The 11,879-nt window shown below is 50.3% G+C and carries 12 protein-coding genes; 8 read left to right on the top strand and 4 right to left on the bottom strand.

Going from position 1 to position 11,879, the window contains the following annotated elements; genetic code table 11:
• The first annotated feature begins 318 nt into the window (after positions 1–318).
• On the top strand, positions 319–2,118 hold the full coding sequence (locus MR847_RS06505) for an FISUMP domain-containing protein (RefSeq protein WP_287723276.1): 1,800 nt from the start codon (positions 319–321) through the stop codon (positions 2,116–2,118).
• A gap of 58 nt (positions 2,119–2,176) precedes the next feature.
• Here MR847_RS06505 and gpmA read toward each other — a convergent pair whose 3' ends face one another.
• Positions 2,177–2,926 (bottom strand): 2,3-diphosphoglycerate-dependent phosphoglycerate mutase, encoded by a 750-nt coding sequence (gene gpmA / locus MR847_RS06500; protein WP_100424823.1) that lies wholly within the window; start codon positions 2,924–2,926, stop codon positions 2,177–2,179.
• 116 nt (positions 2,927–3,042) lie between these two features.
• Here gpmA and MR847_RS06495 point away from each other — a divergent pair, with 116 nt between their 5' ends.
• The 7 genes from MR847_RS06495 to feoB all read left to right on the top strand — a co-directional run bounded on the left by MR847_RS06495 (position 3,043) and on the right by feoB (position 9,146).
• Positions 3,043–3,393, top strand: a complete 351-nt coding sequence (locus tag MR847_RS06495; RefSeq protein WP_106520283.1) for a YkvA family protein — start codon at positions 3,043–3,045, stop codon at positions 3,391–3,393.
• Positions 3,394–3,398: 5 nt separating this feature from the next.
• Positions 3,399–4,475 (top strand): DUF2914 domain-containing protein, encoded by a 1,077-nt coding sequence (locus tag MR847_RS06490; RefSeq protein WP_106520282.1) that lies wholly within the window; start codon positions 3,399–3,401, stop codon positions 4,473–4,475.
• A gap of 39 nt (positions 4,476–4,514) precedes the next feature.
• On the top strand, positions 4,515–4,925 hold the full coding sequence (locus MR847_RS06485; protein ID WP_106520281.1) for a metal-dependent transcriptional regulator: 411 nt from the start codon (positions 4,515–4,517) through the stop codon (positions 4,923–4,925).
• A gap of 172 nt (positions 4,926–5,097) precedes the next feature.
• Positions 5,098–6,333 (top strand): hypothetical protein, encoded by a 1,236-nt coding sequence (locus tag MR847_RS06480; RefSeq protein ID WP_287723275.1) that lies wholly within the window; start codon positions 5,098–5,100, stop codon positions 6,331–6,333.
• Positions 6,334–6,355: 22 nt separating this feature from the next.
• Positions 6,356–6,565 carry a FeoA family protein gene (locus MR847_RS06475; RefSeq protein ID WP_100424818.1) on the top strand — a complete coding sequence of 70 codons (210 nt, stop codon included), beginning with the start codon at positions 6,356–6,358 and terminating at the stop codon, positions 6,563–6,565.
• A 22-nt stretch (positions 6,566–6,587) separates the two neighbouring features.
• A complete protein-coding gene (locus MR847_RS06470) occupies positions 6,588–6,815 on the top strand; it encodes a FeoA family protein (RefSeq protein ID WP_100424817.1) in 228 nt (75 codons plus the stop codon).
• Positions 6,816–6,827: 12 nt separating this feature from the next.
• Positions 6,828–9,146, top strand: coding sequence for a ferrous iron transport protein B (gene feoB, locus MR847_RS06465; protein WP_287723274.1), 2,319 nt, complete (start codon positions 6,828–6,830; stop codon positions 9,144–9,146).
• 438 nt (positions 9,147–9,584) lie between these two features.
• Here the strand turns inward: feoB and MR847_RS06460 are convergent, their stop codons facing one another.
• The 3 genes from MR847_RS06460 to MR847_RS06450 all read right to left on the bottom strand — a co-directional run bounded on the left by MR847_RS06460 (position 9,585) and on the right by MR847_RS06450 (position 11,873).
• Complete coding sequence (locus tag MR847_RS06460; protein ID WP_287723273.1) at positions 9,585–10,007, bottom strand: flavodoxin; 423 nt, start codon at positions 10,005–10,007, stop codon at positions 9,585–9,587.
• 100 nt (positions 10,008–10,107) lie between these two features.
• The gene (locus tag MR847_RS06455; RefSeq protein WP_287723272.1) at positions 10,108–10,887 is read right to left on the bottom strand and encodes a ZIP family metal transporter; all 780 of its coding nucleotides are present in this window, start codon (positions 10,885–10,887) and stop codon (positions 10,108–10,110) included.
• A 59-nt stretch (positions 10,888–10,946) separates the two neighbouring features.
• A complete protein-coding gene (locus MR847_RS06450; RefSeq protein WP_287723271.1) occupies positions 10,947–11,873 on the bottom strand; it encodes a nickel/cobalt transporter in 927 nt (308 codons plus the stop codon).
• Between the last annotated feature and the right edge of the window lie 6 nt (positions 11,874–11,879).

The following is an 11,879-nucleotide window of genomic DNA, read 5'->3' as shown; positions in this document are numbered from 1 at the left end:
GCAAGCTCTGTCGATTATAAGAAGTTCGGTAAGGTTCGTCGCGAATTCTACAAGGCTGTGAAGAGCCTTAAGAAGTAATTTTCAGACTGATTGAATCTGAAGAAAACGGAGACGCAAGCGCTTCCGTTTTTTTTTGCCCATTCCGATGCGATTCTCCCGATGATGGGCGATCCGCTTTATTGCGAATTGGCTTTTGCAAACAATGTGGAGCCGGGAACGGCGACCGTGGCTCTGATGGACCTTGGAAATTATCCGGAGAAATGCATTTTCCGTTTGAAATTTTCTATTTTGTGTCGCGTTGATTTATAAGGGGAATTTATGTACAAAAGACTCACGGCACAGATTTGGGGGGTGACTGCGTTTTTTGCGGTGGCTCTGTTTGCGCAAGAAGGTTCGGGCGTAGCTTCGAAAAAAGATTCGGTCGCGACGGTACAGGATTCAGTCGCTGTTGCAGATTCTGCTGCAACGGACTCGGTGACGACAGATCCTTTAGCTTCTCCCGAAATGATGGCGATGTCGGAAATTCCGGCGGATTCGATCGTTTATGCGGCGGTCGATAGCCTTGCCCTGATGGAATCTCAAATTTCGCAGTCCTGCTCGGGTGCAACGGATGAAAACCTTTGCGTGGAATGGATGAAGACGCAGAGCTTTGCTACGTTGCAACGCTTGGATTCTCTTTTCTGCCAAAATCAGGAATCCATTCACGCATGTAAAATTTACCTCGACAGCGTTCCGCGTGAAAAACTTGGCCCGTACCTGCGCTCTCTCGATAAAAAGTTCCTTTTGGAATTCTACCAAGTCACAACGGTTGATTCCGTTTACGACAAGGAAATGACCAAGGGTGAATGTTACCGAGATCTGAACGAAATCGTAAAGACTTCCAAGCGTCGTATTGCCGATGCCGAAGAGGGGGATTCTCTCCAGTTTGAATTCGGCGCCTGTGCCTTCGACGATTCCAAACAATCGAAGCTCGCCTGCACCAAGATGCTGAACGCCTTTGTCAAGGCTCGCAAAAAACAGTGCGCCACGGAAGTCGTTCTCAAGGAAACTCGCGAAAAATTTGAACACCGCGAAAAGGTCAAGCTTTTTGACCGCAACATGGATGCCCTCTGGGCGGGCCTTTGGAACTTGGACTGGTTCGATCGGGACTCCAACTGGGTCGAAGACATGAAGTTCTTGCAGAGCAAGGGCTATGGCTATTCGGAAGAAAACCTGGTGGAACAGATTCGCACGGGCTTCCAGAAGACCGATGACGTTTGGAACTTCTTGCTTTTGAACGCTTGCTCCGTTTACCCGACGATCGATGACGCTTACGAAAAGCGCGTGTCGTTTAGACTCTTCGACTGCGATAAGATTTTTGAAATGCACAAGACTTCTTGCGACGGCTCCGTCAAAAAGAAAAGCGTTCCCCGCACCATGAACGGTTTGCAGGCTAGCGAATTTGTTTGCGATGCGGAATTGCACCGCTGGCGCCTCGAAAGCGATAATGAAAAGATGTTCGGCCTTTGCACCGAAAAGAACATGGGCACAGAAAAGAAGACATCCCATGGAATCGTCATCTGCGACAAGAACTGGAAAATGCTCAGCAAGGCAGACACCTGGGACAGCGATTTCTCGGGCAAGAAGTTCGTGAAGGGCAAGTTCCGTCCGAAGCGCACTTACTTTAAGGATTCCCGCGATGGTAAAATCTACCGCGTCGTACAGGCGGGCGATCAGGTTTGGATGGCGACGCATTTGAACTACCGCACTCTTTGGGGAAGCAAGTGCGCCGAAGGTTCCAAGGAACAGAGCTGCACCACGCTCGGACGTCTTTACAACTGGGAAACCGCCAAACACGTTTGCCCGGAAGGTTGGCACTTGCCGGATTCCACGGAATGGACCAAGCTTTACACCTATCTCCGCGGTCGTGCCCACGCAAATCTGGCAAACAAGCTCCTGACTTCGGGCACCTTCGTGTGGCAGGCTTCAAAGGGAGAAACCTCTGTTTATTACTGGCTCCCGAACCAGGATGACAATGAAAAATTCACCGCCGCAGAATCGATGCAGGCAGGCGTGGAATTTGGAGCCCGTTCCAACAAACACGAATACTATCCGGTCCGCTGCGTCCAGGATTATTAAGCGTTCATAAAAAAGACCGCTCAAACGAGCGGCCTTTTTGAAAATCAGATAGCAAGAATTACTTCTTAGCGCCCTGGTTCTTCACGGCGTTGATCTTAGCGTTGATTGCGTCCTGATCGCCGAGGTAGTGATGTTCGATCGGCTTGAAGTTGTCGTCGAGCGTGTAGACGAGAGGAACGCCAGTCGGGATGTTGAGACCGGTGATTTCGTCGTCAGAGATATTGTCGAGGTATTTCACGAGAGCACGGAGAGAATTACCGTGAGCCGCGATGAGAACCTTCTTGCCTGCAGCGACGTCTTTCTTGATCACATTTTCCCAGTACGGGACAACGCGGTCGATCGTGATCTTGAGGGATTCGGTAAGCGGGAGAATCTTCGGATCTTCGTTCGCGTACTTGGCTTCCTTCTGCGGGTTACGCGGATCGTCGGCTTCGAGAGCCGGCGGAGTGATGTCGAAGGAACGACGCCAGATCTTCACCTGGTCTTCGCCGTACTTTGCAGCGGTTTCGGACTTGTTCAAGCCCTGGAGAGCGCCGTAGTGGCGTTCGTTCAAACGCCAGTTCTTCACAACCGGAATCCATTCGAGTTCCATTTCTTCGAGAACGTGGTTGCAGGTGTGGATTGCACGCTTGAGGAAGGAGGTGTAAGCGATATCGAAAGTGAAGCCGTCCTTCTTGAGGAGCTGGCCGCCGAGCTTGGCTTCCTTGTGACCGGTTTCGGACAGATCAGGATCGCTCCAGCCGGTGAACAAGTTCTTGAGGTTCCATTCGGATTCGCCGTGGCGGATAAGAACGATTTTGTAACTCATTTTTATTTCCTTGTATTTTTCAAGTGGAATGATTTAGACAGGTAGAATATAAAAAAATTTTCCCTTTGCATTATTTGTGAAAAAATCGTTTTATTATTTTAAGAGCAGCGGAGTTTATGATGGAAGAGAATCGAGATCTAAAATTTAAGTGTGAAGAATGCCAAGCGGATGGCTGTTCTCCCCTTTGCAAAGGGGTGGCGATTGCTTTTGCGGTATTGGTGCTGATTTATGACATTTCTCCGGTCGATTTGATTCCAGATTCGGTGCCTGGAACTGGCTGGGTGGACGATGCCGCCGCTACATTGCTTGCCGGTTTGAATCTCTATCAGCATTTTGCGTCAGATTCCAAGTCGAAAACGGTCAAGATTGCCCGTTATGTGAAATGGATTTTCGGCGGTTTGGCGGTTTTTTCGGCTTTGATAATTGTCTTTCTGTTCTTTATGGGAATCGTTTTGTTTGAGGGTTAGTCTAATTGCTTCAAAATGCTCTGCAAAATTCTGTTGTTCAAAAAATACGCAAATTCTTTCCGGCTGCCGCATTTTTTGGCGGGTTTACGTGGGATTCCATTACACTTGGCAAGCTCGTTCAGACGACGGACTTGGCGATTCTTTTGCTGTACTATGTGGCGTCGCTTGTCTTTTTGCTGTTGCTCGCCGCAGAGCCTGGTAAATTCTTAAATCGCGCATGGAACGAAAAATGGCAGAACCGTTTTACCTATGCGGTACAGTTCTGCTTTGGTAGCCTTTTCAGTGCGCTGGTCGTGTGCTATTTTAAAAGCAGCGGGTCGTTTGGCGCCTTCTTTTTGGTGGCGCTTCTTGCGGTGTTCCTGGTGGCGAATGAATTCTTGCAGCAAAGCTATGCCAAGTTTGAATTTTCGCTGGCTCTCTTTAATTTACTCGGGACGATGTACCTGAATTTTTTGATTCCGCATTTGGTGAATGGGATCGGCTTTTTTTGGTTCTTGGTTTCGGCCGCGATGTCTTTTGGAATTTGCTTTGGGGCGTTCAAGCTTTCGCGCCGTTCGAAGCGGGCGTTGATCGCTCCGGCGGTGATTTCCGGAATTTTGCTCATCGCTTATCTCGCGAACTGGATTGCGCCTGTGCCGCTCGTGCTCAAGGACCAGAATGCTTGTACGGGATTTTCCAAGGATTATACGTGTTACGTCGATGAAAACGATTTTCTCGGCGGACTGAGCGTTTATTTGGGATTTTCTCCGACACTTTCGATTGCTGAAGGGGAAGGGGTAACCTTTGTAAGCGCGGTTTTTGCCCCGGCGAAAGTCGAAACGCAGCTTGAACACCGCTGGTACCATCAGAATGCAAAGACGGGCAAGTATGAACTTTTGAACACGATTACCTCGGCGCGCATGACGACCCGGGGCAGTCGAGAAGAAGGTTTCCGCATCTATACGACCAAAAAGAACGTTCCCGAGGGCAAGTGGAAGGTCGAAACTGCGGCGAAGGGCGGCTCGGTCATCGGCTCCAAGACTTTTTACGTGCAAAAAATTTCGGAAAATGCCCCGAAAAGGGTCCTGTGGAAAATCCGCTGAGCTCTTGGGAATCTTGGAATTATGTAGATTGGTAGAACTATGAAAAAGCTCAGCCAAAGTCTAGAAGATTACTTAGAAGCGGTGCTCGTGCTGCATTTGTCAAAAGGGGCTGTTCGCCTCAAAGACATTGCTGCGGAACTTCGCGTTAAGGCTCCCTCCGTCGTTCGGGCTTTGGGCGAGTTGAAAGCTTTGGGGCACGTGGAACAGGAACCTTATGGGCTCGTAGAACTCACCCCGTCCGGCATGGCTGCGGCCAAGTCGGTCCTTTGCCGTCACAAGCTCTTGCGTAGCTTTCTTGAACAGTTAGGGGTCCCGTCGGAAATCGCAAATGAAGACGCCTGTGCCATTGAACACGTCCTTTCTGGCGAAACTTTGGACCGAATTGAGTCCTTTGTCGAAAAAAACGTCAAAAAAACCTCAAAAAAGAAAGAATCCAAGAAGACCACCTAGCAAGGTTGCCTTGGGTATCTGCAATTTCTGTTAAATTTAGCCTTGACTAATTATTTAGCTATAGCTAAATTTGTCCTAGAAATTAGACAAAACTAAAAACTCTAGTTGAATCTAATTCAGATAGCGATCGCTAAGATTCAGATAGGTCAATTTGGCAATAACGAAAGGAATCATGATGACAAAGACTTTTGGTTTAATGCTTGCATCTGCACTCTTTGCAGCTCCGCTTTATGCTCAAGACGGTTATTACGAAGAAGAACCGGCTGCCGTTCAGAAAGAAGTTCAGCGGGAAGCATCTCAGCCGGTTGATGTCCAGCAGGCTGCAACCGCTGCCGCAACGGAAGCTTCTGCTCCGGCCGCTTCGAATGAAGGCCCGAAGTTCACGGTGGCTGGCGAAGTGGAATTCGAAGCCAATACGGATTACAAGAAGGTCGATCCGCGTGATGAAACGAATAACAACGCAGAAGAAAACAAGTGGTTCCACGATTACGCTTCGACGTTCAATCTCGTGTTCGGCGTGCAGTTCACGGACAAGTGGTCTGCAGAAGCGGCTATTTCCGCTGACGGCGACGGTACCGCTCCGCATTTTGCCTATGACGGTGCTTTCATTCAGTATCAGCTGAGCGAAGGCGTCGCTATCAAGGCTGGTGACTTCACCTATGCAGAAGGCGCTTTCCGTTACTACGATTACGATGATCCGGGTGACTATGCGATTGGCATGGTGGAACGCAATACCCGCGGTCTCGAATTGAATGCTTATGGTCTTGTCCTCGGTCTCGGTTGGGATCGCGATGACGATGACTGCAGCGATTCGGACGTCGGCTGCACCACTTACGACTTCCACGCCGCTTATGAACTCGCCCTGGGCAACCATACAATCCGTCCGTTCTTCAATTACAAGAGCTACCAGACGGAATCTCATAACAGCCTCCGCTTCGGCGTGACGGCTAACCTCGCTCTCGGCTCGATCGGTACCCTCCAGCTCGTTTACGGCTTGAAGTCTGACGCTCTCACCGAAGACACTCCGAAGATGACCCACGCTCTTGCTGCAGAACCGGAATTCAACTTTGGCAAGGTAAGCCTCAAGGCAACCGTCTTCAAGGCATTCCTCGATGACGATGATCCGACGGACTTGGAAGTTCCTGAACACTTCTTCGTCTATGCAGAACCGGTCTTCGGCCTTACCGAAAACTTGAGCCTCGGTGCACAGGTTGAATTGCACTCGATGACTCTCGACACCGATGCAGACCTTTCCCAGCTCTGGCTCGCTCCGAAGGCTTATTACACCGTTTCGGATAACTTTGGCTTCGATGGTTACTTCCGCGTTTGCGTCCCGATGGGTGACGATTACGGTGAAAGCGATGAGATGTACCTCGTCGCTGGTGCATCCGTTGCGCTGTCTTTCTAATCCAACTCAAAGAGGTTCAGAGATGCCTTTAACTTTTTGCACAATTGGAGAAATTTTTACGGTCAAGCGTTTGGGTGGCGATAACGTTGTGAAACAGCACTTGAACGAACTCGGTTTCAGTGTCGGTACGCCGGTGACGGTCGTGGCGAGCCTTGGCGGCAACGTGATTGTGAAGGTGAAAGAATCCCGCATTGCTCTGGACCGCAAGTTGGCATGCCGTATTATGGTCTGATTTTTAATTCTTTGGAGATGACATGAAAACTTTACGTGATGTACAGGTTGGCGAAACCGTGAAGGTTGCCAAGCTCCATGGTGAAGGTGCTCTCAAGCGTCGTTTGATGGACATGGGTCTTACGAACGGTGCAGAAGTGTACGTTCGCAAGGTTGCTCCGCTCGGGGATCCGGTGGAAGTGACTGTGCGCGGTTATGAACTCAGCATTCGCAAAGATGATGCGGAACGTGTTGAAGTCAAAGATGCATAAGGAGTTCTGAAAATGGCAACGACAATTGCTCTCGCAGGTAATCCGAATTGCGGTAAGACTACCATGTTCAACGCCTTGACGGGTGCAAACCAGTATGTGGGTAACTGGCCGGGCGTGACGGTGGAACGCAAGGAAGGCCGCCTCAAGAAGTCCAAGGACACGGTCGTCACGGACCTTCCGGGTATCTATTCCCTTTCCCCATACACTCAAGAAGAAGTCGTTTCCCGCGACTATTTGATGAGTGACGCTCCGAACGTCATTTTAAACATCGTTGATGCGACGAACATTGAACGAAACCTCTATTTGACGACTCAGCTTCTCGAACTCGGCAAGCCTACTGTTATTGCGCTCAACATGATGGACGCTTTGAAGAAGTCCGGCGACACGATCGACGTGCAGAAACTTTCCGAAAAGCTCGGTGTCGTGATCGTCGAAACCCAGGCTCTCTATGGCAAGGGTGTTCAGGAAGCCGCTCAGAAGGCTGTGGAACTTTCCCAGTCCAAGGCTACACAGGCTCAAACGAAGTTTGCCGATGATGTCGAAAAAACAATCGCAGACGTGACCGCTCTTCTTCCGGCAACGATCAAAGAAAGTCTCAAACGTTGGTATGCGATCAAGCTGATTGAACGCGACCAGAACGTGAACGAACGCTTGGTTCTTTCTGAATCGGATAAGGCTCGCATTGAAGAAATTGTGAAGGCCCTCGAAACCGCTCGTGACAATGACAGCGAATCGATCATCACCGATGAACGTTATAACTACATCTGCGACATCCTGCAGGGCGTGCTCAAGAAGTCTGGAAAGAACTTGACCCTTTCTGACAAGATTGACCGCATTGTAACGAACCGCATTCTCGGCCTTCCGATCTTCCTCTTTGTGATGTGGGCTGTGTATTACATCTCCGTCACGACTGTGGGCTCCATGGCTACGGACTGGACGAACGATGACTTCGTCGGCGGTATCATGGAAGCTGTCCAGGGATGGATGGAAGGTGCCGGTGCAAATCCGATCCTGACCGATGCTCTCGTGAACGGTGTCATCGGTGGCGTGGGTGCCGTTGTCGGCTTCGCTCCGCAGATGTTCATCTTGTTTGTTTTGCTCTCCTTTATTGAAGACTGCGGTTACATGGTCCGTATCGCATTCGTGATGGACCGTATCTTCCGTCGATTTGGTCTTTCGGGCAAGAGCTTTATTCCGCTCCTCATTTCTTCGGGATGCGGAATTCCGGGCATCATGGCTTCGAAAACGATTGAAAACGATAACGACCGCCGTTTGACGATTATGACCACGACGTGGGTGCCGTGTGGTGCAAAGCTTCCGGTGATTGCTTGCATGGCGGGCGTGATTGCAGCTGCGGGCGGCTTCGGTTCTTGGGTCGCTCCGGGCGTTTACGCTCTCGGTATCGGCAGCGTTCTCCTTGCGGCGATCATGCTCAAGAAGACGAAGCCTTTCCACGGCGAAGCGGCTCCGTTCGTGATGGAACTCCCGCAGTATCACATGCCGCAGATCAAGACGGTTTTGATGCACGCTTGGGAACGTACCAAGGGCTTCTTGATCAAGGCCGGTACGATCCTCTTCCTCGCTTGCTTGGCAATGAGGTTCCTTTCTACTTACGGCTTTGAAACTCCGGCTCCGGAAGCTGAAGAAACGGCTACGGAACAGGTCACTGAAGCTCCGGCTGCGGAAGAAGTCGCTTACGAAACAGGCCTTGCCGCTGATTCGGAAAACCTCCAGTTCGGTATTGTTGAAAACTCGGCTAACTCGATTCTCGCCCGTATCGGTGACAAGCTCCGTTACATCTTCATTCCGCTCGGCTTCGGTGGCGAACAGGGTGGCTGGCAGGCAGCTGCCGCATCCCTCTCTGGCTTCTCCGCGAAGGAAGCGATTGTCGGTACCATGGCGGTTCTCGCCGGTGGTAACGAAGCCGCTGTCGAAGAAGCTTCGGGTGCAGAAGACGATCTGGATGCGGATAACCCGTTCAGTAAGGCTTTGATGACCTGGTTCCCGTCGGCTCTTGCAGCCTTCTGCTTCCTGATCTTCAACCTTCTCAATTCTCCGTGCTTGGCTGCGATTGCGACCATGGCTCGCGAACTCAATGACCGCAAGTGGTTCTGGTTCGCAGTGATTTTCCAGAATGTTTGGGCATGGGTCATCACCTTTATCGTCTACCAGATTGGTAGTGTGATTTTGGGTGCAGGTTTTGGCGTGGGAACCGTGATAGCAATCCTCTTCCTCGCAGGCATTCTCTTCCAGCTCTTCCGTCCGGATCCATACAAGGGTAATACCTTTGGCGCAGTCCGCTCGGTGGACGCGATTGCGAATCAGAAGTAAGGATGAGAGGTTTATATGCTCGCAAATATCCTTGTCGTTGCAATTCTGTTGGTATGGAGCACTGTCGCAATCGCCTTCGTGTGCAAGAACGCAAAGGAAGCGGTCGTGAACCATAACCCTGGTTGTGTAGGTTGTACCCAAGGATGTTCTTCGAGCGCCTCTAAACATTGCAGTCAATAGAATTGCCATAGACGATTCCCTCGGGGCGAAAGCCCCGGGGGGGATTTATAAAAAAGCTTCCCTCTTCTTGAGGGAATTTTTTTGTGAAAAGAACTTTGAAAATGAAAAAGGCTTTCCTTTTTGGGAAAGCCTTTTAAAGTGAAAACGATTTACTTCTTTTGCGTTAAAAGCGGCTGAGCAGCCTTGACGCTAAAAAGGAAGGTTGGTAAGGTGTTGACTCTTCCTTACCAACCTTCCAGGAGACAATATCTTGGGAAATTACTTGGAAACGGCTGCGCCGAGTTCCTTGCACTGAGCGAGAACATCATCGCTCGGAGCTTCTTCCGAGATCACGCTTTCGCAAGCCTTCACCGGAGCGCCTGTGAAACAGTCGGCTTCCCAGAGTTTCATCCATTCGCCACCGCCCCAGCCGTAAGAGCCAAAGAGGGCAACTTTCTTGCCAGCGAGAGAAGATTTGAGATCGTTGTAGAGCGGAAGGAATTCAGAATCTTCGAGTTCTTCAGCACCCATGGCCGGGCAACCGAGAGCGAAACCGTCGAAGGAATCTGCGGTGGCGAGGTTGAAATCAGAACAGGTGAAGAGCTGTGCGTCTGCACCGGCATCTTTAGCGCCTTCGAGAACAGCATTTGCCATGGCTTCGGTGTTGCCGGTGCCGCTCCAATAGATGACTGCAATTTTCATAGTTGTCCTTTATTAGTCTTGTCTAATTCTTCCAAGATAATATACAACGGAACTGGATGTTAGTCAAGACTAAATATGGAATCTTTCAAAGAATTCTTTTTTAGCCGAGTGCCACATCGAGAATCATCATGAGGCTAAAGCCGAAAGCGAAGAAAAGAGTTCCGATATCGGAGTGATCGCCGGATTTTGTGCCGGGAACGAGTTCTTCGATTACAACGTAAATCATGGCGCCTGCGGCAAAGCTCAACAGGAAGGGCATCGCCGGGGTAATCATCGATGATGCAAAGAATGTCAAAGCGCCTGCAATCGGTTCCACGGTTCCCGAAAGGACACCGTAAAAGAAAGCTTTGGGCCGATTAAAGCCCGAAGCCTTAAGAGGCATTGAAATAATCGCGCCTTCCGGAATGTTTTGAATGGCGATGCCAAGGCTCAGAGCAAGGGCGCCTGCCCAAGAGATGGTCGCGTTCCCGGCCAGAATTCCACCGTAAACAACACCGACAGCCATGCCTTCTGGAATGTTGTGCAACGTCACGGCGAGCAAGAGCATTGTCGAACGCTTTAAATGGGACTGAGGACCTTCCGGATGATTCGCGTGATTGTGCAAGTGCGGAATAAAATGGTCCAAAAGCAGTAAAAAGAGAATGCCCGCCCAGAATCCAACAACTGCAGGAATGAAGGAAAGCTTTCCCATGGATTCGGCTTGGTTGATCGCCGGAATCAGAAGACTCCAAATAGACGCTGCAATCATCACGCCGCCGGCAAATCCCATGAGCATCGTTTCTACGGAACGCTGGATTTTGTCACGCAGAAAAAAGACCATCGCAGCGCCGAGCGAAGTTCCTAAAAAAGGAATCAGTAATCCGGTAACAGTTGGATTCATATCCAAAAGTTAGTAAATTGTAACTTTTGGGTAGGCTTGGTGCGTTCTAAAAGGCGCGTTTAACGGGCGTTCAGAAACAGGAAAATGCCGAAAAGGGTAATGCCCGTGCCACAGAGAAGCGAAATCAACGTGTTGATGGTGCCTGCGTACTTGTGGAGCTTGCTCATGTGGTGAACGCCCTTGTCGATTCCTCGGCGGGCAAGGATCGCTCCAATGCCAAAGACTGTGTTGGTCATGGACATGCCGATGCAGATGGCGGCGGCTCCGAGTAGGGCGATTCCCGGAAGGTCGTTCAAAAGGCAGAAGAAGACGATCAGGGCGACAGCGGGGCAGGGGACAATGCCCGTGATGAAGGCGAACCAGAGAAGTTCCTTCCAAGAGGCGGTCGCCTGTACGGTTTCATTTTGATGGCTGTGAACCGTTTCGCGGATCGCGATGATGGTCAAAATCAGGCCTGTCAAAATGATGAGAGCGTAACTCGCTTTTTCGATGTGGATACGGCTCGCTTCAAAAAGGGGGAAGAGCGCTGCCTTGGTCGCGCCGTACAAGGCAAAAAGCAGCGCCACGGCAGAGAGCGTGTGGATTGTTGTAATCGCTGTTCCAAGTCCCACGCCCTGTAGGATTTTTCCTCGGCGTGCAATGAAGTAACTCGCCACGATCGTTTTACCGTGGCCAGGCCCTAGGGCGTGAATCAGCCCGTAAATCAGGCAGATGAAAAGGAAAATGCCAAGGCTCGCAAGCTCCCCGTTTTTAAGGTGCGTCACGTGCTGCGAAATCTTTTCCCGAAGATTCTTTTGGCTTGAAACGAGCCATTCCCACATCGCGTCAGAACCGATAAAGAAATAGCTTGAAGTTGTCTTGACTTCAGAAGAGTCAGCAACGACAGTCGTCTTTGCAGGCTCGGGCTTTTTAAAATCAAAACGCTTGTTGCTTGCGCCGGCAAAAGAAAGGGCGCTTGCAAAGAGAAGACAGATCAAAAAATGCAAAAGAAG

Source organism: Hallerella sp. (assembly GCF_022776125.1).
GTDB classification, from domain to species: Bacteria; Fibrobacterota; Fibrobacteria; order Fibrobacterales; family Fibrobacteraceae; genus Hallerella; species Hallerella succinigenes.
The sequence above is the reverse complement of the archived record's forward strand: the minus strand, read 5'-3'. Positions and strand labels throughout refer to the sequence as shown.